We start from the raw sequence: 25,390 nt of genomic DNA, 5'->3' as shown, positions 1-25,390 counted from the left end.
TGTAGTCACAACAACCTATGAAGCAGAACTACACAGTCCGACACGGTGCGCTGGAGGGCGTCGAGGTGTTCCTGGCGGTTGCCAGGCGCCGCAACTTCCGCCGTGCGGCCGCCGATCTCGGCGTGACGCCGTCCGCCGTGAGCCAGGCGGTGCGCACGCTGGAGGCCCGCATGGGTGCGGCGCTGTTCGTCCGCACGACGCGAAGCGTTGGGTTGACCGAGGCTGGTCAGCGGTTCCTCGACCGTGCAGGCCCCGCCTTCGAGGAGATCGTCGCGGCAGGCGAGGCCGCGCGTGACGTCGGCCAACGGCCGACCGGGCTGCTGCGCCTGTCCGTACCCCGCGCCGTCGTGCCGTTGATCCTGGAGCCGATGATCGCGTCGTTCTGCCAGGCCTATCCGGAGATCGAACTGGAGATCGCCGCGAGCGACGAGATGGTCGATCTCGCGGCTGGCGGGTTCGATGCCGGCATCCGCCTTGGCCAGTTCATCGCGCCCGACATGGTCGCTGTGCGGTTGACGCCGTCGTTCCCGTTCGTGGTCGTCGGCAGTCTGGACTATCTCGAGCGCCACGGTCGCCCCGAGCATGTCGAGGATCTGCGCCACCACGCCTGCCTGCGCTTGCGCCGTTCGAACGGCGCCATCGCGCCCTGGTCTTTCGCCGACGGCAACGGGACGATCGAGGCGATGGTCTCAGGCCCGCTGATCGCGCACGACTACCCGACGTTGCTCGGGGCCGCGATGCAGGGCATCGGGCTGGCACAGGTGCCGCGACCCGTCGCCGAAGGCCCGATAGCCCAGGGAAAACTCAGATCGGTGCTGGACGGCGTCGCCGCCACGACGCCGGGCGTCTTCCTCTATCATCCCGGCAAACGCCAAATCCTGCCGAAGCTGCGCGCCTTCATCGATCATCTCAAATCCGCGGAGTGAGGCGTTGGCTTCCGGGCCGCGGGTGTTCGAGAAGGACTGAGCTTTGGAAGATTGAATACGAAGGCGCGGGCCGTGGCCCGCGCCTGAGGTGGTTGGTGCAAGAGACCCGTCAGGTCTCCCCAATGACGACTTGGATAGGCACGGCCTTGGATGGGAGCTTTGCGCCTCATCTCGGTCGTTGAGGTTAGTGTCGCCAATGCCTGAGAGCCGACACCCAGACAGCAGGCTGCAGGTGGCGTGCGCGTGCAAGAACGGTGCTCTCAACCTGACACTGCTGAAAAAAGGGCGGCCGAAACGCCAAGCGCATTGTTGTCAACGCGACCAATGACTGCTCGCGAAGGAAGGTCGAGGCTCGCGGAGGTTCGGCGGGGCGGGCGACCTAAATACGACCAATAGAAGCTATCGAGCTCGCCAGTTCTTTTTCCGTGAACGGCTTGCTGAGAACGTTCATCTCGCGAGCGCCCGGTAATTCGGCATAGCCCGTCGCTATAATGACGGGGATTTTCGGCCACTTGTTTTTGATTGCGTCCGATAGCTGCAGGCCGGTCATCTTTGGCATCGCATGGTCCGTTATGACGAGGTCGAACGGCTGCTCCTCCAGCAGGTCAAGGGCTGCTGCCGCCGAATGCGCCTCGGTAACGGCATGCCCAAGATCCTCAAGCATCGCAGCGGTGTTCAACAGCACTAGAACGTCGTCGTCCACTGCTAGAATCCGGAGAGAGGCAGCCTCGGCGGCTTTTGGGCTGAGGGCCTCCTGCTCCCGCGCGCGATCTGATGTCGCGGCGGCCACTGGCAGCCACATTTCCGCAGTCGTGCCTGCTCCCTTGCGGCTCATCAGAACCAGGCGCCCGCCCATCTGTTCCATCATCCCGTGCACCATCGACAGACCCAGTCCCGTCCCTTTGCCAACTCCTTTTGTGGTGAAGAACGGTTCCGTCGCGCGGGCAAGCGTTTCCTCGTCCATTCCTTCGCCGCTGTCCATTATTGAGAGGCAGACATATTTGCCTGGCGCCAAGCTAGCGCCATGCCTTTCACCAATCCGTTCCTGCCGGGCGGAAATCAAGATCGTTCCCCCGTCAGGCATGGCATCCCTGGCGTTAACGCATAGATTCAGCAATGCGAGTTCGATTTGGCTCTCATCAATCATGACGTGATTGAGGGAAAGCGGAAATTTTGTCTGTATACTCGCCCTAGAGCCCAGCGATCGCTCTAGCAACTCCTTCATTCCCTGTATCAAGCTAATTATGTCAACGGGTCTTGGATCGAGTTGCTGTCGCCGCGCAAAAGCCAGCATGCGCTGCGTCAACGAGGCGCCCCGTTGCGCACCGAGCACGGCATTGTCGAGGAGACGCAACAGCTGTGGATCGTCGGGCAGCCGTTTGCGAAGGAGTTCAAGACTGCCCAGAACCGCCATCAGCAGATTGTTGAAGTCGTGAGCCACGCCGCCCGTCAGCTTGCCGATCGCGTCCATTTTCTGTGAATGAAAAAGGGCCTCACGTGCCTGATCCAGTGACTCCTGCGCCTTCTTTCGCTCTGTGATGTCGCGGGTAATCTTCGCAAAACCCAGAAGCTCGCCATTGTCGTGCCGTATTGAGTCGATGACCACGTGGGACCAGAACGCGGTGCCATCCTTGCGAATGCGCCAACCTTCCCGCTCAACTCGACCCTCACGCGCGGCGGTCTCCAGCGCGCTTTGCGGACCGCCTCGCTCGCGATCCTCGGGCGTATAGAATTGGGAAAAATGCTTCCCGATGATTTCGTCCGCCGAATAGCCTTTGATACGCTCGGCGCCTGAGTTCCAGCTCGTGATTATCCCTTGTGGATCGAGCATATAGATCGCGTAGTCCGTGACGCCTTGGACCAGACGTTGAAACTGCTCCTGGCTTTTGCGGAGTTCCTCCTCCGCTTTCTTTTGTTCGGTCAGATCACGGGTGACTTTGGCAAAGCCGGCCAGTTTGCCGCCTGGATCGCGGATGGGATCGATCACAATATGAGCCCAGAAACGATTCCCATCGCTTCGGACCCGCCAGCCTTCGCTCTCGAACTTGCCCTCACGGGCTGCTGTCTCCAGAGCACGCGCTGGCAGGCCGGAGTCCCGATCCTCCGGTGTGTAAAACCGGGAGAAATGCTGGCCAATGATCTCGCGGGAAGCATAGCCTTTGAACCGCTCGGCGCCCGCGTTCCAGCTCGTCACGATCCCGGAAGGGTCCAGCATGTAGATCGCGTAATTGCTAACGGCCTGGACGAGAACGCGGTAGCGATCCTCATCGGCTGGATTAAAGGTCCCTTGAACCATTCCCCAGTCCATTTATTTCGTTGCAACGGGAGAAAACCGCCGCCGTCCCCTTATGGTTCCACGCTAAATCAAATGAATTGGTGCCGACGGGCATGTGGTGGATCTCGCATCGGTGTGCATCCGAACTTCGTCCCGCATTTCAAGGAGATCTACTTGCCTCCCAGCAGCGCGCCGATTACTAGAATTAGCTCCAGGAAATCGATGTTTACATGGGCCAGGTGGCCAAGCGGTCCAACCGTTCTACATTATTGATGCCCAATGACGGGCTGACATTTCTGTTGGAGACTAGGGGCGGAATGGCCGAGCGAAAAAAGCAGCCCGTTGTAAGTTCCGGTATCGCCGGCTTGGACGAAATTCTTCGCGGTGGACTGCCTGCCTCGAACTTTTATATCGTGCAGGGCGATCCCGGCGCAGGCAAAACCACGGCAGCCTTGCAGTTTCTGCGTGCCGGGGTAGCGGCCGGTGAACGCTGCATCTACGTCAGCCTTTCGCAAACCGCTTCCGAACTGCAGGCGATTGCCTCTTCACACGGCTGGACGCTCGATGGAATTCGCGTCGAAGAGCTTTCGGCCTCCGAAGCCGTGAGTGGCGCAGCCGATCAGACGATTTTCCAGACCGCGGACCTTCGCTTGGATGAGACGCGCAAGGCGATCGAACGCGCGATCGAAGAATACAAACCGCACAGACTCGTCTACGATTCCTTGCTCGAAATCCGGCTGATTACCGGCGATACGCCAAGGTTTAGGCGGGAACTGATTGGCTTTAAAGCCTTCCTGGCCAGGCGGGGCATTGTGGCTGTTTTGCTCGATACCCAGACCAGTGGCGGCGATCACAATGGCGAGGAAATCGAGGGCATCGCCCACGGCGTCATCCGCTTCGATAAGTCGCTCGAGGACTACGGTGCGGTGCGCCGGCGGATCGAAGTCAGCAAGATGCGTGGCGTGCCATATGCCGACGGTTATCATGACATGGCCATTCGCGAGGGTGAAGGCGTCGTTGTGTTTCCAAGGATTGTGCCGGGCTCGCCTTCCGAGGTGACCAAGCCGCAACTGATCAAATCGGGAGTCGAGGCTCTCGACGAGATGTTTGGCGGCGGTCAGGAGTCAGGAACAATAACACTGGTTATCGGTCAGTCCGGAACCGGCAAGTCAACTATGTCGTCTCTTTACGCGACGGCTTCTCTCAAGCGAGGCGAGAGCGTTGCCCTCTTCCTGTTCGAGGAGCGGTTGGAGACCTTCTTTCGCCGCTCCGAAGGGCTCGGGATGGACCTGCGGCAGTTCCACAAGGATGGCCAACTGATCATCTACGATTTTAGCCCGAACGAAATCTCGCCAGGCGAGTTCGGCCAGATCGTGCAGCAAGTCGTCAGCCGCAACAATACACGTGTGGTGGTGATTGACAGCTTCACGGGCTATTTGAATTCACTTCCCCACCGCGAAAAGGCGGTGCTCGACATCCAATCTCTCCTGAAACATCTCGCGCGTGCGGACGTGCTGACAATGCTCATCGTGGCGCAGCATGGATTGCTCGGGCAGAATGTCGGGATTGACGTCGATGTCAGCTTTCTCGGGGATACCGTGCTTCTACTTCGCATGGCTGAGCACGAGGGACGGTTGAGGCGCAACATCACAGTCGTCAAAAAGCGCCACGGTCCGCACGACCTCGATGTCCGGGAGCTCTTCATTGCAAGCTCCGGGGTTTCGGTCATTGCCTACAATCCTCTGCCTGAGACGTGAGCGGCACCGATTCCAACGGTCTGGGAACGCTCGACTGGGTGCTCATTTTGGCGCCCTACCGCAAGGACGCTGCTTACACGACCTCCCTGCTGCAGGAGCGCGGTGTTCGGGCTCAAGCGGCCGACCCCGCGGACTTGAACAACCTGCTTGCATTATCTCCCGGGGTGCTGGTCGTTACGCATGAAGCCTTGGACCCCACGGCCATCGCAACTGTCGCCAGTTTCCTTCAGCATCAGCCGAACTGGTCGGAAATACCCATCGTGATCCTGCTCGACCGAGCGGCGCCCCAAGTGCGCGTCCAGGCGGCCCTGAACGCTGCCTGGCCACGTTCACGGCAGATTTTTTACCAACGTCCCGTGGCCGCGTTGGAACTGATCAGCGGGATACAGTCGGCACTGCTCACAAGAGCCCGCCAGCGCGAAGTACGCGATTACCTTGAGCGGGAAACCGAGCTGCGCCTCGAGCTCAATCATCGGGTAAAAAACATCCTCGCAACAGTCGTATCAATCTTTGACATGACACGGCGCGGCGCAACCTCGGCAGCCAGCCTGTCCGAAGACTTCAAGGGCCGCTTGAGAGCCTTGGCGGATGTTCATTCCGCTGTATTTGCGGCCGGCGGCGAGGCCGTACCTTTGACAGACGTCGTGAATTCGGTCCTCGCGCCGTACATTTCCAGCGGACAGCACGGCATTACGATTGAAGGGCCCGAGGTGTTGCTTTCGCGCGAGGCCGGCACGACCCTCGCTCTCTCGCTCCACGAGCTTGCAACGAATGCGATCAAATATGGCGGATTGTCCTCTCCCGAGGGCAGGATAGATTTGGAATGGAAGATCGCGTCGAGTTCGGAACCAGTTCTGGCGCTAAGATGGACAGAATCGGGAGGACCGCCGGTCGTTCAGCACTCGCGAGTAGGATACGGCACACGCTATATGCGCGCCGCACTGACCAGCCTGTTTGGAGAGCCTCCTGATCTCGTCTTCGCATCGGATGGCCTGCGTTTCTCGATTCACGGACTACTCTCCCGCCTTAGCCCGCAATCAACCGAGTAGTGTAGCGGCACCTTGGCTGCTCACCCAGAAGCACGGCATCTCGAGAAACATCGAGGAGATGCCGTGTGACCCGTGCCGCCGGCAGTTTCCGCTGTCGGTGGATTTCGAGCGACCAGTCGCGTCACCGGATCTAATTGCCAGCCTGAGTCAAAGTTTCATGGCACAAATATAAGGAATAAGTATGTAAGAAATACCACGATGTGGACAGCACCCGTCAAGAATGTTGTTCTTTCAGTGCTAAAGCTCACGTTGCATATGAAAAGTGCTAAAATCAAAAGCACTGTGTCAGTCGCCGGAAGCCCCAGGGTTAACCCTCTGCCCGTCAGCAGGCTGGCGGCTGCGACCGCCGGTATTGTCAAACCAATTGTGGCGCAAGCGGAACCCATCGCGACATTCAAACCGCGTTGCAGCTCGTTGTTGAGTGAAGCGCGAACCGCCGAAATGGCCTCTGGCATCAAAACCAGCCCGGCGATCAATGCCCCCACAATGCTGTCAGCCTGTGTCACCTGATAGGCAACGAGCGTATTTTCAACACTTGCGGCGACCTGCTCGGCAAGCATGACAATGCCAATCAGCCCGATCAAGAGCAGCAATGTGCCGGCAAAGACGCTTTCGTGAGGGACAGTCCGCAGCGAAACGTCGCGGGCCTGCCCTTCGATAAAGTCTTCTCGATGGCGGACAGTCTGCGCGAACACAAAACTTGCATAAAGCAGCACCGAAAGCACGCTCACAAAGCCAAGTTGAGCTGCCGAAAATGTGCCCGGCCCCGTGGCTTGTGTGTAGGTTGGCAGGATAAGTGTCATGATGGTCAGTGCGATCAGAACCGCCAAATATGCGCTGGTCCCTTGTCGAACAATTGCCTGCTTGCGATGACGCCAGCCGCCAAGCGCAAGACACGTGCCGACAACGCCGGTAGATGCAATCATCACCGTTGAAAAGACGGACTCACGTGCAAGCGTAGGGTTGTTCTCTCCATGCAGCATCATGGAAACGATGATCGACACCTCGATTGCCGTGACGGCAAAAGTCAGCACCAATGTGCCGTAGGGCTCTCCTACACGCCGAGCCACCGCCTCGGCGTGGTCGAGCACCACGAAAATGGTGATGAACATAATCGCACTCGAAAGCGCTCCGACGAGTATCCTGACGCCCAGCGAACCTTCGTCTGCCGACAGCCCGCCTGCCCTGACTGCAACAGCCATCACCAAGGCGGCCAAGGGCATCGCATAAGAAACCACCGATCGTTTGAAACCACTCATTCGAGCCCCTGTGCGCTTCTGCGGACCTTGCCGAAAACCCATGTGGAGTGGAGCACATTAGACAATATCGGGCAGGCCCCGATGGCCGGCGTTCGCCCCCCTCACAAACAACGCGCCGCAGGATCGCGACCTGACCGCACCCAGCGCCCAGGACAAATCGAAGCGCCGCCTTCGCTCACGCCGTCTTCTGCGTCACCAGCCCCAGTTCCTCCACCATCGCCTCGCGCATCAAAAACTTCTGCGGCTTGCCGGTCACCGTCATCGGCAATTCGGTGCGGAAGCGTATGTGGCGGGGTATCTTGTAATGGGCGATCTGGCCGGCGCAGAAGTTCTTGACCTCCTGTTCGGTGGCGATCTGGCCGGGCTTGAGCACGATCCAGGCGCACAGCTCCTCGCCATATTTGGCGTCGGGAATGCCGAACACCTGCACCTCTTTGACCTTTGGATGCCGGTAGAGGAATTCCTCGACCTCTCTGGGATAGACGTTCTCGCCACCGCGGATGACCATGTCCTTGACCCGGCCGACGATGTTGCAATAGCCCTCGGCGTCGATGGTGGCGAGGTCGCCGGTGTGCATCCAGCCGTCGCTGTCGATCGCCTCGCGGGTCTTGTCGTCGTCGTCCCAGTAACCCTTCATCACCGAATAGCCGCGCGTGCAAAGCTCACCCGGTACGCCGACCGCAACGGTAGCGCCATCGGCATCGACCGCCTTGACCTCGACATGGGGGTGGATGCGCCCGACGGTGGAGACCCGCTTTTCCAGCGGGTCGTCGACGCCGCTCTGGAACGAGACCGGGCTGGTCTCGGTCATGCCGTAGGCGATGGTCACCTGTTCCATGTGCATTAGCGACACCACCTTCTTCATCACCTCGATCGGGCATGGCGAACCGGCCATGATTCCGGTGCGCAGGCTGGAGAGATCGAAGGCGGGAAAATCCGGATGATCCAGCAGGGCGACGAACATGGTCGGCACGCCATAGAGCCCGGTGCAGCGTTCCTGAGCCACCGCCTTCAGCGTGGCGCCGGCGTCGAACCCCTCGCCGGGGAAAACCATGGTGGCGCCTTTCGAGACGCAACCCATCGTTCCCATCGACATGCCGAAGCAGTGGTAGAGCGGCACCGGGATGCACAGCCGGTCGTCGACGGTCAGCTTGATCGCCGACGTGACGAAATTGCCGTTGTTGACGATGTTGCTGTGGGTCAGCGTCGCGCCCTTGGGGGCTCCCGTGGTGCCTGAGGTGAACTGGATGTTGATGGCCTCGCCCGGCTTCAGCTTCTCCGAGATGCGGTCGAGGCTGTCATGCTCGTCACGCCCGGCCATGGCCAGCACATCACCGAAATTGAACATGCCGGGCGAGTTCTCATCACCCATGCGGATGACGATCTTCAACGCCGGCAGTTTTTGCGCCTTGAGCTTGCCCGGCGTGGCCCTGGCGATCTCGGGTGCCAACGTCTCGATCATGCCGAGATAATCTGACGTCTTGAACTTGGCAGCGGTGACCAGCGCCTTGCAGCCGACCTTGTTCAGCGCATAGTCGAGTTCGGTCAACCGGTAGGCCGGGTTGATGTTGACAAGGATCAGGCCGATGCGGGCGGTGGCGAACTGCGTCACCAGCCATTCCCAGCGGTTGGGCGACCAGATGCCGACGCGATCGCCCTTTGCCAACCCCAGTGCCAGGAAGCCTGCGGCCAGCGCATCCACCGTGTCCGAAAGTTCGCTCCAGGTGAAGCGCTTGTCCTGGTCGACGAAGACAGCGGCGTCGAGCGTGCCGTGTTTGCTGACGGTGTCGGAAAACAGCGCGGGGATGGTCTTGTCGAGCAGGGGCACGCTGCGTTCGCCAGAGACATGCGCCCTGTTGTCGACGGGTGCGACGAAGACACCGCCAGCACGCGCGCGGCGTCCGCGCAGATTGGTGGCGTTCTTCAGCTCGTCGAGATTGACCGGCATCACTCTCTCCTCCCGGGACTGGCCGAGCCTATCAGCCTGCCGGGGTGGAGGAAATCCCGCCGATGGTCGAGGCAGGGCAACGATCCGGTCAAGGGTGCTTCGAAGCTTCGCGTTGGCTGACGAAGCGTCAAAACGAAAAAACCCGCCTGGGCGGCGGGTCACTGGCGCAAATCAGCACCATGGGCAAAAATGTAGCATAGCTGCGCTCACGGGTCAAGAAAAAATTCCTATCAAGAAATTCCTATCACATGAAAACCTCGGCGCAAACGCTACCGACACCGCTGGGCCGCCGTCAGGGTTCTTAAGCTGGGTTCGGGGCCCTGAGGGTAGTGGGCCCCCGCCGCTATCCGGCCGCCGCCGCCATCTTCGCGGCAATGTCGCGCAAGAGGGCCTCATCCGCCGCCGCCCGTGTCTTCTTCGACGCCACCAGACAGGCCTGCGAGCGCAGGACGAGGCCATCGCCCAGCACCTTGAGATGATTGGCGCGCAGCGTCGAGCCGGTGGTTGTGATGTCGACGACGACATCGGCCAGACCGGCGGCCGGCGCGCCTTCGGTAGCCCCCAGGCTCTCGACAATGCGATAGACCTGGATGCCGTGCTTCTGCGAGAAGAACTGCTGGGTCAGCCGCCAGTATTTGGTGGCGATACGCAGCCGCCGGCCATGGCGCTGGCGAAAATCGGCGGCGACGTCGTCGAGATCGGCCATGGTGTCGACGTCGAGCCAGATGTCCGGCACAGCCACCACGACATCGGCATTGCCGAAGCCGAGACGAGCGACGATTTCGGCGCGCGTCTCCCAGTCGGCGAGGTTCTCGCGCACCAGGTCTTCGCCGGTGATGCCGAGGTCGACCGTCCCTTGGCCGATCTCGCCCGATATTTCGGAAGCCGACAGGAACACCACTTCGACATCGTCCAGGCCCCCGACGCGGGCGTGGTATTTGCGCTCGTCGCCGGGCAGGCTGACGGCGAGGCCGGCTTTGGCCAGCACGTCCAGCGCCTGTTCTTTCAGGCGGCCTTTCGACGGGATCGCCAGCGTGATCATGGCACCGTCTCCCGCAATGCCTCGATGCGATCGAGCCAGACCGAAAAGCCGACGCCGGGGATCGGCGACTTGGCGCCAAGCAGGGTCAGCAGCCGGTCATAGCGGCCGCCGCCGACCAGCGGCCGGTCGCCATTATCGGCCGCGATTTCGAAAACCAGGCCGGTGTAGTAGTCGAGCGGGCGGCCGAAGGCGGCGTCGTAGCGGATTCTTTCGGCCGGCAAGCCATGCGCTTCGATCGCCTTGGCGCGGGCAGCGAACTTTTCCAGCGCGACATCGAGCGACAGCCCGGCACCGCTGGCGAAGATCTCCAGTGCCTGGGCTGCACGATCAAGCGGCACGTCGATCGCCAGAAAATCCTTCAGCGCGGAAAAAGCCTCGCTCGACAGCCGAACGCTGCGCAATTCGGCCTTCTCGATCAGCCGCCGGGCAATGTCGGACGGCGCGCGTCCGGCGGACGCCGACAGGCCCGCCTCTTCCATGCCGGTCGCGATATGGGCGGAAAGACCGTCCAGGTCGCCGTCGAGCACAAGGGCCGCGACCGGGCCGGAGAGCTGGCTGTTGCGCGGCGGGTTGGCGAGATCGGCGAGTGCCGCCTCAAGCATCGGCGCCGAGCCGAACGCACGGGCAAGGCGCATGCGCCAGCCACGCGGCAGCCCGAGGGCCGCCAGAACCGCCTCGAAAATCGTCTGATCGCCGAGCGTGACCGCCAATGCCTGGCCGGGCAGCACCAGCGACAGCAGCGCATGCGCATCGGCCACCGAGCGGGCGTCGGCTCCAGCGGTATCGCGGTCACCGAGATCCTCGATGCCGGCCTGGAAGAACTCGTTACCGCCTTCGCGGCGCTGGCGAAACACCTCGCCCAGATAGGAATAACGGCGCGGCGTGCCAGCCTGCGAGCTTATGTGGTCGAGGCAGACGGGAATGGTGAATTCCGGCCTCAAGCACAATGTCTGGCCGGTCTCGCTTTCTGTGAGGAAAATACGACGGCGCAAATCCTCGCCGGCCATGTCGAGGAAAGGGTCAGCCGGCTGCAGCACCGCGACCTCGACGGCGTGCGTGTTGCGCGCCGCGAAGAGGTTGGTGATATCGGCTGATATGGCGGGGTAGCGGGAGGTCATTGGATAGATGGGCGCGAGGCACCCCCCTCTGGCCTGCCGGCCATCTCCCCCGCAAGGGGGGAGATCGGCAGCTTTGGACTCGGCGCCTTTTCTTCAATGCTGGAGATTGGCGAAATCAAACATGACATCTTATCTTCCCCCTTGCGGGGGAGATGGCCGGCAGGCCAGAGGGGGGTGTTCAAGCGCCACCTTTCGCGCGATCGGCCGCCTGCGCCGCCAGGATCTTCTTCACCTCGGAGACCAGCTCGCCCTCCCCCACCGTCACCTGCGCGGGGCGCGCGGCGCGCCATTCGGCGTTGTCGGTGATCTCGGCCGACATGCGCGCGCCTTCGATCAGGTCCTTGATCTGCAGCTCGCCCTTGGCGCGCTCGTCACCGCCCTGGATGATGGCGACCGGGCAGCCGCGCCGGTCGGCGTATTTGAGCTGCGCCTTCATGCCGGCGCCGCCGAGATACATTTCGGAACGGATGCCGGCGGCGCGCAGCTCCGCCACCATCTTCTGGTAGCGGCCGAGGCTGTCGGTGTCCTTGTCCATCACCAGCACGACGACCGGCGCGATCACGTCCGAAGCGTCGAGCTTGCCGAGGTTCTTCAGCGCGGTCATCAGCCTGGAAACGCCTATGGAAAAACCGGTTGCCGGCACCGGCTCGCCGCGAAAGCGCGAGACGAGGCCATCATAGCGCCCGCCGCCACCGACCGAGCCGAAGCGCACGATCTGGCCGTCTTCGTTGGGGATTTCAGCCAGAAGCTCGGCCTCCAACACAGGGCCGGTGTAATATTCGAGACCGCGCACGACCGAGCGGTCCATGGCAATACGGTCCTCGCCATATCCTGCCGCCCTGACCAGCGCTTCAATCGTGGCGAGTTCGCCGACGCCTTCCTGGTAGATGGCGTTCGAACTGACCATGGAATCCTGGCCGGCCTGTATAGTCCTCGCAGTGGCGAGGAGAACCGCCTCGGCTTGCCCGTTGTTCAACCCGGCGCCCTTGGCGAAGTCACCCTCGCCTTCCTTGCCGCCATCCCAACGTCCCGGCCCCAGCAGAAGCTTCACGCCTTCCGGCCCGAGCTTGTCGAGCTTGTCGATCGCGCGCAGCACAGTCAGCCGGCGGCCGCCATTCTCTTCACCGCCGAGGCCGATCGCCTCCAATACGCCGTCCAGCACCTTGCGATTGTTGACGCGGATGACGTAGTCGCCGCGCTTGATGCCGAGCGCTTCCATGACGTCGGCCATCATCATCGCCATTTCGGCATCGGCGGCCACGCCCGGCGTGCCGATCGTGTCGGCGTCGAACTGCATGAACTGGCGGAAGCGGCCGGGGCCTGGCTTCTCGTTGCGGAACACCCAGCCGGAGCGATAGCTGCGGTAAGGCTTGGGCAGGCGCTCGTAATTCTCGGCGACAAAGCGCGCCGTCGGCGCGGTCAGATCATAGCGCAGCGACAACCACTGGTCGTCGTCATCCTGGAAGGAGAACACGCCTTCGTTCGGCCGGTCCTGGTCGGGCAGGAATTTTCCGAGCGCGTCGGTGTATTCGATCAGCGGCTGGTCGGCCGGTTCGAAACCGTAGAGCTCAAAGACCGAGCGGATCGTCGCCATCATCTTTTCGACGGCGCGGATATCCTCGGCGCTGCGGTCGGCAAAACCGCGCGGCAGCCGCGCTTTCGTCTTTTCCGATTTATCGGCCATGGGGTGTTTGCTCGGTGTTTTGTGGTGCTTGCAGGTCCGCAATGTTGCGTTTTTCGCAACGCGGGTGTCCTAAACGAAGAGGCTGGATGCGGCAAGGGTCAGCCCTCAGGCCTCACCTGATGGGAGAAGGCGAAACCGAAATCCTTGAAACAAAACCGCATCGAAAATGAAACAATCCCGCCACCAGTGCGGCATCGTGCCGACACAATCGCAGCCGATAAGGCCGGCAAATGAGGGCTCGGGGCCATGGTCGGCACAGCAAGATTTCACGCTATTGATGTCGAAGCCGGCGAAATGCCCGCACGCTTGCGCCCGGCCGACATTCACGCTCCGAAAATGGTCAGCCAGTCTGCCGGCCCGTTCGAAGTACCCGCCGACACCGGCAAGGGTCCATCCATGCGCGACGCGTTGATGACCGGCCTGCTGGTGATCTATCCGACCGTGGCCACGGTGGTGGCGATCGTCGCCGGCCTGGTGCTGGCCAGCGCCAACGGCACCTGAGCCTATTTCGGCCGCCTAAAAGCCTTCCGCTGCTTCTCGACCTTTTTGCGGCAGACGCAGCCTTCGAGGTGATCGTTGACCAGGCCCATGGCCTGCATGAAGGCGTAGACCGTGGTCGGGCCGACAAAGCTCCAGCCGCGCTTCTTCAGCTCCTTCGAAATCCGCATCGAGACGGCCGTTGTCGGGTTGGCGCGCAGATGGGCGAGGTCGACGATTTGCGGCCGCTCGTCCTTACCGGGTTCGAACTTCCAGAACCAGGCGGCCAGTGAGCCGAATTCGTCGGCCATTTCGCGGGCCCGCTTGGCGTTGTTGATGGTCGAGACGATCTTGCCGCGATGGCGTATGATGCCGGCATTGCCGAGCAGTCGCTCGACATCCTTGTCGGTGAAGGCGGCGACCTTGTCGAATTCGAAATTGGCAAAGGCTTCGCGAAAATTCTCCCGCTTGCGCAAAATGGTCAGCCACGACAGGCCCGACTGAAAGCCTTCCAGGCAGATCTTTTCGAACAGCCTGCGGTCGTCGGCCACAGGCCGGCCCCATTCATGATCGTGGTAGTGCAGATAGTCGGGCAGATTGCCGTGCCAGAAGCAGCGTGCGACACCGTCGGGACCGGCGAGCAGGCCGGTGTTTTCCTTGTCCATAACCAAAATCCGTTCGTTAACGCGCTTTTGCGCGGCATTTACTGCGGCTTTACCAGATTCCTGAACCCCGCGGTAACCACACCAAAAGGTTTACCGACAGTTCTGCATTTTACGCATTCCGATTCATGTTTCGGTTGCTGCTTGCGCGCCAATGATCGCCGAACCGGGAGGACGTTTCCACCCGTTTTGTAGCAGACGATCAAGGTGCGTTGCGATGAAGACAGTGTTGTTTCCCGTGCTCGGCGCCGTGGCTGTGTTTGCCGCCGGCGTCACGCCCTCCACCGCCGGCGACCGCTATGCCGACAGGCCGCCGGTGATGGTGAGCCCCGACCTTTCCGCACCCTGGGTGCTGCAGCTTGGCCGTGCGCCCGGCGTCGTACGCCAGAACCGCCAGGTGGCGGTGCAGCAGCGGCGCCTGCGCCCGGCGCAGCCCGACCGGGTGCAGACGGCGGCGGTGCAGCCGCCGGCCAAGCGCATGGTCGCGCGTCCTCAGATCAATCCGATCTACCTGCCGCAGGAAGTCGACTATGACGGAGGCCAGAAGCCGGGCACGATCGTCATCGACACCACGCAGAATTTCCTCTTCCTGGTCGAGAAGAACGGCAAGGCAAGGCGCTATGGCGTCGGCACCGGCAAGCCAGGCTTCGAATGGTCGGGTACGCACAAGATCACCAACAAGCGCGAGTGGCCGGACTGGCGCCCGCCGGCGCAGATGATCAAGCGCGAAGCCGCCAAGGGCCGCTATCTGCCGACCTATCTCGCCGGCGGCATGGAGAACCCGCTTGGTGCCCGCGCGCTCTATCTCGGCACGACCGAGTACCGCATCCACGGCACCAATCAGCCGTGGACGATCGGCGGCGCGGTGTCATCGGGCTGCATCCGCATGCGCAACGAGGACGTCGTCGACCTCTATGAACGGGTCAATGTCGGAACCACGGTCGAGGTGATATAGTAGGTCTTGCGAATCACTTGGCCTGCAAAGCAGTCCGCTTTTCGAGCCGGTTTAGGGACAACGGGGGACGGGCCGTATGGGGATGCGGCCGGTCAGGAAGGGCAGCACGGGAAACCGCGCTGCCCTTTCCGTTTTTGAGCAGAAATCGGGCTGATAGCGAGGCAAGACGTCGCCTGAACGTCGCGCCAGGGGCATAGCGGTTCGCTTTCATGCTGCCCCTTGCCGCATTCTTTTGCTATCTCGGTGGCAAGTTCCACAAAAGAGTTCACCCATGCCCCTGTCCGAAGACAGCCGTTATCTCAAGGGCGGCCCGGTCGCCCAGCGCATCATCGCCGCCGTTCGCGAGGACGCAGCGATCGCCAAAGCCGAGGGTTTTCCGCCCAAGCTGATCTCGATCACCGTCGGCGACACCGATGCGGTGGATGTTTATGTGCGCAACCAGCGCGCCAAGGCTGAGCTCGCCGGCATCGATTTCGAAGAGCGGCGCTTTCCCGCCACCATCACGGCAGGCGAGCTGGAAGCTTCGATCCACGGCCTGAATGCCGATCCGCGCGTCACCGGGATCATCATCCAGCGGCCGGTCCCAGTGCATATCCCGATCAGGACACTGCAGGCGGCGGTGCATCCGCTGAAGGATGTCGAAGGGATGCATCCGGCCTCGATCGGCAACATCGTCTACAACCAGCTCGATCTCGCGCCTTGTACGGCGGCCGCCTCGGTCGAGCTGCTCAAGGAAACCGGGCTCGACCTCAAGGGACTGGAAGTCGTCATCGTCGGCCATTCGGAAATCGTCGGCAAGCCGATCGCCTTCCTGCTGATGAGCGAAGGCGCGACGGTGACGGTCTGCCACCACATGACGCGATCGGTTGCCGCCCATGCAAGGCGTGCCGACGCGCTGTTTGTCGCCGTCGGCAAGCCCAGGCTGATCAAGGCCGACATGGTCAAGCCGGGCGCTGCCGTCATCGACATCGGCATCAATTCCGAAATCGGGCCTGGCGGCTCAAGCCGCATCGTCGGCGACGTCGACACCGAAAGCGTGCGCGAGGTCGCCTCCTGGATCACCCCGGTGCCGGGCGGCGTCGGCCCGATCACGGTCGCCATACTGCTGCGCAACACGATGGTGGCGCTCAGCCGCCAGCGTGCGCTTTATGAGGCGACCTACGGCACGGCCGACAGGCTTGCGGCGGAGTAGCTACGGACGGGCGCCCTATTCCGCGGCGATCGGGCTCTCTTCCAGAACACCTTCCGGCTTCGGCCCGCCATACGCCCAATTGAGCAGTTTTATCGTGTGCACCACCGGCATTTTCGCCGCGGAAGCGATCTGCGTGATGCAGCCGATGTTGCCGGTGGCAACGATCGAAGCCCCCGTCGCCTCGATGTTTTTCACCTTGCGATCGCGCAGCTTTGCCGAAATCTCGGGCTGCAGGATGTTGTAGGTGCCGGCGGAGCCGCAGCAGAGATGTCCCTCACGCGGCTCGCGCACGCTGAACCCGGCCTTGGCCAGCAGCTCCTTTGGCTGGCGAGTGATTTTCTGGCCGTGCTGCATCGAGCAGGCCGAGTGATAGGCGACGACAGTGCCCGGCTTGCGCACCGGTTCAGGCAGATCGAAGGTCGAGAGATATTCGGTGATGTCCTTGGCCAGCGCCGATACGCGCGCGGCCTTGTCGGCATAGGCCGGATCGAGCCGCAGCATGAAACCGTAATCCTTGATCGTCGTGCCGCAGCCGGAGGCGGTGATGACGATGGCATCGAGCCCGCCCTGGTCGATCGCGCGCGTCCAGGCGTCGACATTCTGCCTTGCCGAGGCAAGCGCGGCTGCCTCACGGCCCATATGGTGGACCAGCGCGCCGCAGCAGCCCTCGCCCGGCGGCACCACGACCTCGACGCCGAGCCGCTTCAGCAGCGAAATCGTCGCCTCGTTGATGGCGGGATCAAGCACGGACTGCGCGCAGCCGGTGAGGATGGCGATGCGACCTCTTTTGGTCCCTTGCCCGGCATGGATACCTGGCGAGGCCATCGGCGAAGCTGCCGGGATCGACGCCGGCGCGAGCTTGAGCATGGCGCCAAGCGGTTTCAGCGCCGGGACCTTTTCGAACAGGCCAATAAACGGTTTGCCCAGCTTCGCCAGCCTGAGTGCCGCGCGAAAACGTGCGGGATAGGGCAGCACGAAGGCCAGCAGGGCGCGGGTCAGGCGGTCGAGCAGCGGCCTCTTGTAGGTTTCCTGGATATGGGCGCGGGCATGGTCGACCAGATGCATGTAGTTGACGCCCGACGGGCAGGTGGTCATGCAGGCAAGGCACGACAGGCAGCGATCGATATGGGTGACGATCTCCTTGTCGGCGGGACGGCCGTTCTCCAGCATGTCCTTGATCAGGTAGATGCGCCCGCGCGGTGAATCGAGCTCGTTGCCGAGTGTCACATAGGTCGGGCATGTCGCGGTGCAGAAGCCGCAATGCACGCATTTGCGCAGGATCTTTTCCGATTCCGCGACATGCGGATCGGCAAGCTGGGCAAGCGAAAAATTGGTCTGCATCGCTAATGTCCTAGGCCATGCGGCCGGGATTGAGGATGTGCTTCGGGTCGAATTCCTGTTTCAGGCGCGCCGCTAATGCGGCAAGTGCGGGCGGCTGCGGCTCGAACACCGGCACAGCGGCGCGATGCGAGGGTGCGGCGCGCACCAGCGTCGCATGGCCGCCGCCATGTTTCCTCAACAGGCCGCGCAGCAGGGCGGCTTCCGGGTCGCCCTCTTCCATACGCAACCACACCAGTCCGCCCTGCCAGTCGTAGAAGGCGCTGACGGCGGCTTGCATGCGCAGCGTCAGGACCATCTGGTGGCACTGTCCCGGCGTCATCGAGACACGCCAGACCGGTTTCTCGCTGTTGTCGGCGAAGGGCCTGCAATCGCGCACATCGCGCCAGATCAGCGATGAAGCCTCGCCGGCAATCTCCTGCAGCGGCCCGGCATTGCCCAGCAGCGTTTTCAGCGCGGCGATGCGGTAGGCGACGGACGGGCCGAAGCCTTCGACACGCAGCAGCGTGGCGGCCTCACTGCCGAGACTGCCGCTGGCGACGCGCGCGGCGATCCGCTCCGGCAGGTGGGCGGCACTCGACACTTCTGCACTCGAGCCAAGCGCCAGGGCCATGGCTGCGGCGGCGGCATCGTCGAGCAGGCCACGGATTGCGAGCGTGACTTCGGTCTCGGCGGCCGGCAGCACCTTGAAGGTGACGTCGGTGAATACGGCCAGCGTGCCCCAGCTGTTGGCCATCAGCTTGGACATGTCATAGCCGGTGACGTTCTTGACCACGCGGCCGCCCGACTTGAAGGCCTCGCCACGACCGGACACCACATTGATGCCCAGGACATGATCGCGCGCGGCCCCTGCCTTGAGCCGGCGCGGACCGGAGAGGTTCGCGGCGAGAACACCGCCGATCGTGCCTTTGCCCGGTTCGCCGCCGAGCAGCGGGCCGTAGTCCATCGGCTCGAAGGCGAGCTGCTGGCCGTTTTCCGCCAGCAGCTTTTCGATTTCGGCCAGCGGTGTGCCTGCCTTGGCCGACAGCACCAGTTCGGCCGGTTCGTAGAGCGTGACGCCTGAAAGCTTCGACAGGTCGAGCGTGTGTTGGGTCTGCAGCGGGCGGCCGATGCCACGCTTGGACCCATGGCCGAGGATTTCCAGCGGCGAGCCTTCGGCAACGGCCCAGGCGACGCTGGACAGGACTTCGGCTGAAGTGGTTGGCGTGAAAGTGGTCATGAGGAGAACGCGCCAGTCGCGAGTACCGAGATGTCGCGATCCTTCGCACCCCCCTCTGTCCTGCCGGACATCTCCCCCGCAAGGGGGGAGATCAACTTGTCATCGCGGCTTTCGCCAATTCCACTGGTTGAAGGAAAAGCACCAACATTGCGGCCAGCCAATCTCCCCCCTTGCGGGGGAGATGTCCGGCAGGACAGAGGGGGGTGTTCAAGCGCCGACATGTCCCTCAAAACCTCGGAATGTCCGGAAACGGCAGCTTGCCGCCGGAAATGTGCATGCGGCCGAGTTCGGCGCATCGCCGCAGCTGCGGGAACACTTTTCCCGGGTTGAGCAGATGATTGGGATCGAAGGCGCATTTGACCCGCATCTGCTGGTCGAGATCGATCTGGGTGAACATTTCCGGCATCAGGTCGCGTTTTTCCACGCCCACACCGTGTTCGCCGGTCAAGACGCCGCCGACCTTGACGCAGAGCCGCAATATGTCGGCGCCGAAGCTTTCGGCCTTGTCGAGTTCGCCCGGTACGTTGGCATCGTAGAGGATCAGCGGATGCAGATTGCCGTCGCCGGCATGAAAGACATTGGCGACGCCGAGACCGTATTTTTCCGACAGCTCGCGCATGCCGGCGAGCACGCGCGGCAGCTCCTTGCGCGGGATGGTGCCGTCCATGCAGTAGTAATCGGGCGAGATGCGGCCGACGGCCGGAAACGCCGCCTTGCGGCCGGCCCAGAAGCTCAGCCGTTCCTGTTCGGACTGCGAAATGCGGCAGGTGGTCGAGCCGTTCTTGTAGGCGATCGCCTCCACCAGACCGATCAGATGATCGACTTCGACGCCGGGGCCGTCGAGCTCGACGATCAGCAGCGCCTCGACATCGAGGGGATAGCCGGCATGGACGAAATCTTCCGCCGCGTGGATCGCCGGCCGGTCCATCATCTCCATGCCGCCCGGGATGATGCCGGCGCCGATGATGTCGGCGACGCACTGGCCGCCCTGCTCGCTGGTCGGGAAGCCGATCAGCAGCGCACGTGCCGTCTCCGGCTTCTTCAGGATGCGCACGGTGACCTCGGTGACGACGCCGAGCAGCCCTTCGGAGCCGGTCATGACGCCGAGCAGGTCGTAGCCTTCCGCATCGAGGTGACTGCCGCCCAGCCGCACCACCTCGCCATTCATCAGCACCATCTCGATGCCGAGCACATTGTTGGCTGTGAGGCCGTATTTCAGGCAGTGCACGCCGCCGGAATTCTCCGCGACATTGCCGCCGATCGAGCAGGCGATCTGGGAGGATGGATCGGGGGCATAGTAAAAGCCCTCCTGCTCGACGGCGGTGGTGATGCCGAGATTGGTGACGCCCGGCTGGGCAACGACGATGCGATTGGGAAAATCGATCCCGAGGATACGGTTGAAGCGGCTCATCACCAAAAGCACCGCGTCCTCGAGCGGCAGCGCGCCGCCCGACAGCGAGGTGCCGGAGCCGCGCGGCACGACGCGGATGTTGCGGTCGTTGCAGTATTTCAGCACGCGCGAAACCTGCGCCACCGTTTGCGGCAGCACGACAACCAGCGGCAGCTGCCGATAGGCGGTCAGGCCGTCGCTCTCGAAGGCGCGCATGGAATTGGCGGCGTCGACGACGCCCTCACCCGGCACGATGATGCGCATGTCGGCGACGATCTCGTCGCGCCGGCGCATCGTGGCGTCGTCTGGTTTCGGCATGGCCAAGCCGGACATCAGCAGCCTCATTTCGCTTGACTGGTCAAAATCTTTTACCAGTGAAGTGCGTTGGGTGCAAATGCTGCCTTGGTGGGAAATCCAGCCGCACGGACGAGACAGGCTTCCGCAGCGGCAATCTGCCGCTGCCTTACCCTCCCCCTTGTGGGGAGGGTCGCGAACGAAGTGAGCGGGGGGGCAGCGCAGCGCTCTACGAGTACCCCCACCCCGGCTCACGATCTTCGCTTCGCGGCGATCATGAGCTGACACTCCCCACAAGGGGGACGGTGAGCAGATCTATTCGCCGGGCGGCTTGCCGGGTTCGGAGTGCATCCGGCGCACGCGGCGTACGCCCCACCAGACCAGCAGGATGGCGACAGGCACCGAAGCAGCGGTAATGATCTCCGGCGCGAAGGCATGGCCGAAGATCGAGGCACCCTTGGCGACATAGCCGACAAGGCCGACCACATAATAGGAGACGGCGGCGACCGAGAGCCCCTCGACGGTCTGCTGCAGGCGCAGTTGCAGGCGGGCGCGGTTGTTCATCGAGGCAAGCAGGTCGCGGTTCTGCTTCTCGACCTCGACATCGACCCAGGTGCGCAGCAGCGTCGTGGCGCGGGTCAGTTTTCGCGATAGATTTTCCTGCCGCTCCTCGACCGAGCGGCAGGTGCGCATTGCGGGTGCCACACGGCGCTGCAGGAACCCGCGCCATGTATCATAGCCGGGCACAGGCTCTTCCTCGAGCGCCTCCAGCCGTTCGCCGACGATGCCGTCATAGGCGCGGCTGGCGCCGAAACGGTAAAGGCTCGACGCCGCGTCAGCCTCCAGCTCCGCCGCAAGTTCGGTCAGATCGGCCAGCAAGGTCTGGCTGTCGCGTGTCTCGGCGCCCTTCATCTCCAGCGTGGTCTGCGCCAGCCGGTCCTCGATGCGGCGGGCGCGGCCGGACAAGGTCAACGCCAGCGGCAGGCCGAGCATGGCCAGCGTCCGATAGGTTTCGATGTCGATAAGCCGCTGCGACAACGCGCCGGTGCGCGCCGGGGTCAAGCCGCGATCAAGCACCAGCATGCGCGTCAGGCCATCGCCATCCTGGCGAAAATCGGTGACGATGGCGGCGTTTCCGCGCTCGACCAGCGAGTAGCACAGGCTGGTCGGATCGAAACCGGCTATCAGTTGCTCGCTCGCTTGCGTCCATTTGCGGATCTCGAGCCTGATGCCGGAGATACAGGTTCCCGGCGGGGAAAACCCGTTGCCGAAAGGTGAGTCCTCCTGCGTCCTGCCGCTTTCGGAAAGCGGCCCTTCCCACAAATAGGTCGAGAATTCGGTGTGCCGCTCCCAGCGCAGCGAGCCCTTGCCCCATTTCATGGCATGGTGGCGGGCCTGGCGGTCGGGCGCGGCGATGCCGAGGCGCCGCGACAGTTCGGAAAGCACCGCATGGTCGACGCCGGAGCCACCCTCCGTCATGAAGGCGAGCTGCATCAGGACGCGTGGCTTTTCGATCAGCGGATGCGGCCGGGCATGAACCTCGCCGAGTGCGCCGGGCCGGCCCTCATGCGCGGGAAAGCCCATGACGCTGCCCTTGGCGCGCGGCTGGAATTCGAGATCGGACGGGTCGTCTGACACGGCTTGTTCCCCGGGTTTCCTTGAACCCTCTTGCACTCGCGTCCCTCTAGTGCCAATGGCCGAAAGACGCAAACGGCAAAGTTAGCCGAAGATGACGGCATCGGGCGGAAAATCGGCCCGCTTTTGTCAATTGGATAAATAATTTGACCAGTTGGCGAGGCAGGCTCTATTCTGCGACACCGGTTCACCTTCCAGGCATTCTGTTGAGCGACATTTTTTCCAGGATCGAGCATTCGCGCACCGCCGACGAGGTGGTGCAGCAAATCGAGAGCCTCATCCTCGAAGGCGTGCTGCGCACCGGCGACCGGCTGCCGGGCGAGCGCGAGCTTGCACGCCAGTTCGACGTATCCCGGCCGATCCTGCGTGATGCCCTGAAGGCACTGGAAGGACGCGGCCTTCTGACGACAAGGCCCGGCGGCGGCACGCATGTCGCCGATGTCATCGGCCAGCTCTTCACCAAACCGGTGACGGACCTGATCTCGATGCACCGCAAGGCAGTGACCGATTATCTGGAATACCGCCGCGAGATCGAAGGGGTCGCGGCAGAATACGCGGCACGGCGCGCCACTCCGGAAGACATGGCGCTGCTCGACAAGATCATGGCCCGCATGGACGATGCGCACCGGACCGGCGACTTCGACGACGAAGCCGAGATCGATGTCGAGTTCCACCACGCGATTTGCGAATGCGCGCACAACATCATCCTTTTGCACACGCTGCGCTCCTGTTATCGGCTGTTGTCGGAGGGCGTGTTCCAGAACCGGCTCCTGGTGTTCACCGTGCCCGGCGCGCGCGACGCCCTGCTCGCGCAGCACCGGGCGATCCATGCGGCGGTGAAGGCCGGCGACCCGGCCACCGCCCGCCAAGCGGCGATGGACCATATCACCTATGTCGAACGGTCGATGGCGGAGGCCGAGCGCAGCGGCGACTGGCAGCGCGTCTCGCGGCTGAGGTTGAAACAGCGCGTCGACGCCACCGATACAGAACCTGCACGCAAACGCTCCTAGCTATCGAAACGGGAAGCCCATGAGCCAGATCCTGACCATCGCCGACCTCAAGGACCTCGCACGCCGGCGCGTGCCGAAGATGTTCTTCGACTATGCCGATTCCGGTTCGTGGACCGAAGGCACGTATCGGGCCAACGAGGAGGATTTCCAGAAGATCAAGTTCCGCCAGCGCGTCCTCGTCGACATGGACAACCGTTCGCTGGCATCGACGATGATAGGTGAAAAAGTGTCGATGCCGGTGGCATTGGCGCCAACCGGCATGACCGGCATGCAGCACGCCAATGGCGAGATGCTGGCGGCGCAGGCGGCGGAGGAATTCGGCGTGCCGTTTACCTTGTCGACGATGAGCATCTGCTCGATCGAGGATGTCGCCTCGGTAACCACGAAGCCGTTCTGGTTTCAGCTCTATGTGCTGCGTGACAAGGATTTCGTGCTCAACCTGATCGACCGGGCAAAGGCCGCGAAATGCTCGGCGCTCGTGCTGACGCTCGACCTGCAGATTCTCGGTCAGCGCCACAAGGACATCCGCAACGGGCTTTCGGCGCCGCCCAAGCTGACGCTGACGAACATCGTCGACATGGCCATCCGCCCGCACTGGTGCGCCGCCATGGCCGGCACGAAGCGGCGGACCTTCCGCAACATTGTCGGCCACGCCAAGGGTGTAGGCAACATGGCCTCGCTGGCATCGTGGACGACGGAGCAGTTCGACCCGCATCTGTCGTGGAAGGACGTCGCCTGGATAAAGGAGCGCTGGGGCGGCAAGCTGATCCTGAAGGGCATTCTCGACAAGGAGGACGCGCTGATGGCGGCCAAGACCGGCGCCGACGCGATCATCGTTTCCAACCATGGCGGGCGCCAGCTCGATGGTGCGTCGTCGTCGATCGGTGTGCTGGAAGAGATTGCCGACGCGGTCGGCGACACGATCGAAGTGCATATGGATGGCGGCATCCGCTCCGGCCAGGATGTGCTGAAGGCGCTTTGCCTCGGTGCCAAGGGAACCTATATCGGCCGGCCATTTCTTTACGGCCTGGGTGCGCTTGGCAAGGAAGGGGTTACCAAGGCGTTGGAAATCATCCGCAAGGAGATGGACATCACGCTGGCGCTGTGCGGAAAGCGTCTTGTCACCGACATGGGCAAGGACCAGCTCCGGCGCTAAGTCCCGTAACCGCCTGACCAGGGAGGCACCGAAAAATTGGCAGAACCCGGCGTCCATTTTCTCGATGCGCATGGGCCGGAAGGTGTGCGTCTTTACGCGATCGGCGACGTCCACGGCCGGCTCGACCTGCTGGCCGCCATGCATCGGCGCATCGGGGCCGAGATCGAGCAGGAGGCGCCTGCCGACTGGCGCGTCATCCATCTTGGCGACTATGTCGACCGCGGGCCGGACTCAAAGGGCGTCATCGATTTCCTGATCGAAGCGCAAGAGCGCGACCCTCGTCACCTGATGCTGGCCGGCAACCACGACATCGGCTTTCTCGATTTTCTCAAGACCCCTGACCCGGAAGGGCTTTTCATCCGGTTCGGCGGCATCCAGACGGCACAGTCTTACGGCGTGGCGATCAGTGAAGGCACAAGCGCGTGGTTCGGCAAGGCCGAAGCGGCCGTGCGCAAAGGACATCAGGCCCTGGTCGAGGCCGTGCCGCAAAGCCACATCGACTTCCTGCGATCGCTGCCGTTCTCCGTGACTTTCGGGGACTTCTTCTTCTGCCATGCCGGCATCAGGCCGGGTACTCCCCTGGAGAAGCAAAACCCGCAGGACCTGATCTGGATCCGCGACGTCTTCCACAACCACCCCGACCTCTATCCGAAGATCGTGGTGCACGGCCACACGCCGGTGCCCGAGGCGGAAGTGATGGCCAACCGCGTCAATGTCGACACGCTTGCCTGGCAATCAGGCATGCTGAGCGCGCTCGTCGTCGACGACGCGGACAAACGCATCCTGACAATGACGATCAAGGAAGCTTGAGCGTCGCGCGTCGGAGGACGCGAAAGACGCTTCCCGCTTTAGCGCAGCGAGGCGGTGACGCCGTAACCGTCGACGGCGTTGTGGTTGTTGGCTGCGTCGGCGGCATAGATGCCGAGACCGCACAGCACGATGGCGGACAACATGGCAAAGGACAGAAGCGCTGCTTTCACGGAGGTCATCTCTTGTTGAGCTTT

The 25,390-nt window shown here is 62.7% G+C and carries 21 protein-coding genes; 9 read left to right on the top strand and 12 right to left on the bottom strand.

The features are described from left to right. The first annotated feature begins 17 nt into the window (after nt 1–17). Entirely contained in the window at nt 18–926 is a 909-nt protein-coding gene (locus EOA16_RS00615) for a LysR substrate-binding domain-containing protein (protein ID WP_127254804.1), read from the top strand. Nucleotides 927–1,305: 379 nt separating this feature from the next. Here EOA16_RS00615 and EOA16_RS00610 read toward each other — a convergent pair whose 3' ends face one another. After that, on the bottom strand, nt 1,306–3,222 hold the full coding sequence (locus EOA16_RS00610; protein ID WP_245455807.1) for a PAS domain-containing sensor histidine kinase: 1,917 nt from the start codon (nt 3,220–3,222) through the stop codon (nt 1,306–1,308). A 296-nt stretch (nt 3,223–3,518) separates the two neighbouring features. Between EOA16_RS00610 and EOA16_RS00605 the strand changes: the two genes are divergently transcribed. Beyond that, on the top strand, nt 3,519–4,958 hold the full coding sequence (locus EOA16_RS00605; RefSeq protein WP_127254801.1) for an ATPase domain-containing protein: 1,440 nt from the start codon (nt 3,519–3,521) through the stop codon (nt 4,956–4,958). Next, nucleotides 4,955–6,007, top strand: coding sequence for a sensor histidine kinase (locus EOA16_RS00600; protein ID WP_127254799.1), 1,053 nt, complete (start codon nt 4,955–4,957; stop codon nt 6,005–6,007). Before EOA16_RS00605 ends, EOA16_RS00600 begins: the two co-directional genes overlap by 4 nt. A 155-nt stretch (nt 6,008–6,162) precedes the next feature. Here EOA16_RS00600 and EOA16_RS00595 read toward each other — a convergent pair whose 3' ends face one another. From EOA16_RS00595 to hisS, 5 genes are all read right to left on the bottom strand, one after another. After that, the gene (locus tag EOA16_RS00595) at nt 6,163–7,266 is read right to left on the bottom strand and encodes a calcium:proton antiporter (protein ID WP_127254797.1); all 1,104 of its coding nucleotides are present in this window, start codon (nt 7,264–7,266) and stop codon (nt 6,163–6,165) included. Nucleotides 7,267–7,441: 175 nt separating this feature from the next. After that, entirely contained in the window at nt 7,442–9,214 is a 1,773-nt protein-coding gene (locus EOA16_RS00590) for an AMP-binding protein (protein ID WP_127254795.1), read from the bottom strand. A gap of 343 nt (nt 9,215–9,557) precedes the next feature. Then, nucleotides 9,558–10,256, bottom strand: coding sequence for an ATP phosphoribosyltransferase (gene hisG, locus EOA16_RS00585; protein ID WP_127254794.1), 699 nt, complete (start codon nt 10,254–10,256; stop codon nt 9,558–9,560). Continuing rightward, a complete protein-coding gene (locus EOA16_RS00580) occupies nt 10,253–11,374 on the bottom strand; it encodes an ATP phosphoribosyltransferase regulatory subunit (protein ID WP_127254792.1) in 1,122 nt (373 codons plus the stop codon). Before EOA16_RS00580 ends, hisG begins: the two co-directional genes overlap by 4 nt. 178 nt (nt 11,375–11,552) lie before the next feature. Beyond that, nucleotides 11,553–13,058 carry a histidine--tRNA ligase gene (gene hisS / locus EOA16_RS00570; protein ID WP_127254791.1) on the bottom strand — a complete coding sequence of 502 codons (1,506 nt, stop codon included), beginning with the start codon at nt 13,056–13,058 and terminating at the stop codon, nt 11,553–11,555. A gap of 294 nt (nt 13,059–13,352) precedes the next feature. Between hisS and EOA16_RS00565 the strand changes: the two genes are divergently transcribed. Continuing rightward, nucleotides 13,353–13,559: a hypothetical protein gene (locus tag EOA16_RS00565; protein ID WP_245455806.1), complete on the top strand. Its 207-nt coding sequence runs from the start codon at nt 13,353–13,355 to the stop codon at nt 13,557–13,559. Nucleotides 13,560–13,561: 2 nt separating this feature from the next. Here EOA16_RS00565 and EOA16_RS00560 read toward each other — a convergent pair whose 3' ends face one another. Then, nucleotides 13,562–14,200 (bottom strand): DNA-3-methyladenine glycosylase I, encoded by a 639-nt coding sequence (locus EOA16_RS00560; RefSeq protein ID WP_127254787.1) that lies wholly within the window; start codon nt 14,198–14,200, stop codon nt 13,562–13,564. A gap of 214 nt (nt 14,201–14,414) precedes the next feature. On the opposite strand from EOA16_RS00560, the gene EOA16_RS00555 reads away from it, so the two are divergent. Together EOA16_RS00555 and EOA16_RS00550 are read left to right on the top strand one after the other, a co-directional pair. Beyond that, nucleotides 14,415–15,152, top strand: a complete 738-nt coding sequence (locus tag EOA16_RS00555) for a L,D-transpeptidase (RefSeq protein WP_127254785.1) — start codon at nt 14,415–14,417, stop codon at nt 15,150–15,152. A gap of 271 nt (nt 15,153–15,423) precedes the next feature. Next, entirely contained in the window at nt 15,424–16,344 is a 921-nt protein-coding gene (locus EOA16_RS00550; protein WP_127254784.1) for a bifunctional 5,10-methylenetetrahydrofolate dehydrogenase/5,10-methenyltetrahydrofolate cyclohydrolase, read from the top strand. A 15-nt stretch (nt 16,345–16,359) separates the two neighbouring features. Here EOA16_RS00550 and glcF read toward each other — a convergent pair whose 3' ends face one another. From glcF to EOA16_RS00525, 4 genes are all read right to left on the bottom strand, one after another. Next, complete coding sequence (glcF, locus tag EOA16_RS00545; protein ID WP_127254782.1) at nt 16,360–17,685, bottom strand: glycolate oxidase subunit GlcF; 1,326 nt, start codon at nt 17,683–17,685, stop codon at nt 16,360–16,362. Between the two features lie 10 nt (nt 17,686–17,695). Continuing rightward, on the bottom strand, nt 17,696–18,901 hold the full coding sequence (gene glcE, locus EOA16_RS00540; protein ID WP_127254781.1) for a glycolate oxidase subunit GlcE: 1,206 nt from the start codon (nt 18,899–18,901) through the stop codon (nt 17,696–17,698). Nucleotides 18,902–19,127: 226 nt separating this feature from the next. Continuing rightward, on the bottom strand, nt 19,128–20,624 hold the full coding sequence (locus tag EOA16_RS00530) for an FAD-linked oxidase C-terminal domain-containing protein (RefSeq protein ID WP_127254779.1): 1,497 nt from the start codon (nt 20,622–20,624) through the stop codon (nt 19,128–19,130). Between the two features lie 276 nt (nt 20,625–20,900). Next, nucleotides 20,901–22,223 (bottom strand): DUF3422 family protein, encoded by a 1,323-nt coding sequence (locus EOA16_RS00525; protein WP_127254778.1) that lies wholly within the window; start codon nt 22,221–22,223, stop codon nt 20,901–20,903. Nucleotides 22,224–22,426: 203 nt separating this feature from the next. Here EOA16_RS00525 and EOA16_RS00520 point away from each other — a divergent pair, with 203 nt between their 5' ends. Genes EOA16_RS00520 through EOA16_RS00510 form a run of 3 tightly spaced genes read left to right on the top strand, consistent with a single transcriptional unit; the run spans nt 22,427 to nt 25,196 of the window. Beyond that, on the top strand, nt 22,427–23,230 hold the full coding sequence (locus EOA16_RS00520) for an FCD domain-containing protein (RefSeq protein ID WP_127254776.1): 804 nt from the start codon (nt 22,427–22,429) through the stop codon (nt 23,228–23,230). A gap of 19 nt (nt 23,231–23,249) precedes the next feature. Further along, the gene (locus tag EOA16_RS00515) at nt 23,250–24,386 is read left to right on the top strand and encodes an alpha-hydroxy acid oxidase (protein WP_127254774.1); all 1,137 of its coding nucleotides are present in this window, start codon (nt 23,250–23,252) and stop codon (nt 24,384–24,386) included. Nucleotides 24,387–24,422: 36 nt separating this feature from the next. Then, nucleotides 24,423–25,196, top strand: a complete 774-nt coding sequence (locus EOA16_RS00510) for a metallophosphoesterase (protein WP_127254773.1) — start codon at nt 24,423–24,425, stop codon at nt 25,194–25,196. Between the two features lie 38 nt (nt 25,197–25,234). Here the strand turns inward: EOA16_RS00510 and EOA16_RS33455 are convergent, their stop codons facing one another. After that, nucleotides 25,235–25,366 (bottom strand): hypothetical protein, encoded by a 132-nt coding sequence (locus EOA16_RS33455; RefSeq protein ID WP_013893872.1) that lies wholly within the window; start codon nt 25,364–25,366, stop codon nt 25,235–25,237. Nucleotides 25,367–25,390 lie beyond the last annotated feature (24 nt).

The organism is Mesorhizobium sp. M7A.F.Ca.US.008.03.1.1, assembly GCF_003997495.1.
Taxonomy (GTDB): Bacteria; Pseudomonadota; Alphaproteobacteria; order Rhizobiales; family Rhizobiaceae; genus Mesorhizobium.
The sequence above is the reverse complement of the archived record's forward strand: the minus strand, read 5'-3'. Positions and strand labels throughout refer to the sequence as shown.

Excerpts from the sequence above, each read along its gene's own strand:
- EOA16_RS00550 (WP_127254784.1), top strand. The coding sequence starts at position 15,424 with ATGCCCCTGTCCGAAGACAGCCGTTATCTCAAGGGCGGCCCGGTCGCC.
- EOA16_RS00580 (WP_127254792.1), bottom strand. The coding sequence starts at position 11,374 with ATGACCTCCCGCTACCCCGCCATATCAGCCGATATCACCAACCTCTTC.
- EOA16_RS00515 (WP_127254774.1), top strand. The coding sequence starts at position 23,250 with ATGAGCCAGATCCTGACCATCGCCGACCTCAAGGACCTCGCACGCCGG.
- EOA16_RS00590 (WP_127254795.1), bottom strand. The coding sequence starts at position 9,214 with ATGCCGGTCAATCTCGACGAGCTGAAGAACGCCACCAATCTGCGCGGA.
- hisG (WP_127254794.1), bottom strand. The coding sequence starts at position 10,256 with ATGATCACGCTGGCGATCCCGTCGAAAGGCCGCCTGAAAGAACAGGCG.
- EOA16_RS00565 (WP_245455806.1), top strand. The coding sequence starts at position 13,353 with ATGCCCGCACGCTTGCGCCCGGCCGACATTCACGCTCCGAAAATGGTC.
- glcE (WP_127254781.1), bottom strand. The coding sequence starts at position 18,901 with ATGACCACTTTCACGCCAACCACTTCAGCCGAAGTCCTGTCCAGCGTC.
- EOA16_RS00530 (WP_127254779.1), bottom strand. The coding sequence starts at position 20,624 with ATGTCCGGCTTGGCCATGCCGAAACCAGACGACGCCACGATGCGCCGG.
- EOA16_RS00615 (WP_127254804.1), top strand. The coding sequence starts at position 18 with ATGAAGCAGAACTACACAGTCCGACACGGTGCGCTGGAGGGCGTCGAG.
- EOA16_RS00595 (WP_127254797.1), bottom strand. The coding sequence starts at position 7,266 with ATGAGTGGTTTCAAACGATCGGTGGTTTCTTATGCGATGCCCTTGGCC.
- hisS (WP_127254791.1), bottom strand. The coding sequence starts at position 13,058 with ATGGCCGATAAATCGGAAAAGACGAAAGCGCGGCTGCCGCGCGGTTTT.
- EOA16_RS00555 (WP_127254785.1), top strand. The coding sequence starts at position 14,415 with ATGAAGACAGTGTTGTTTCCCGTGCTCGGCGCCGTGGCTGTGTTTGCC.
- EOA16_RS00560 (WP_127254787.1), bottom strand. The coding sequence starts at position 14,200 with ATGGACAAGGAAAACACCGGCCTGCTCGCCGGTCCCGACGGTGTCGCA.
- EOA16_RS00610 (WP_245455807.1), bottom strand. The coding sequence starts at position 3,222 with ATGGTTCAAGGGACCTTTAATCCAGCCGATGAGGATCGCTACCGCGTT.
- glcF (WP_127254782.1), bottom strand. The coding sequence starts at position 17,685 with ATGCAGACCAATTTTTCGCTTGCCCAGCTTGCCGATCCGCATGTCGCG.
- EOA16_RS00605 (WP_127254801.1), top strand. The coding sequence starts at position 3,519 with ATGGCCGAGCGAAAAAAGCAGCCCGTTGTAAGTTCCGGTATCGCCGGC.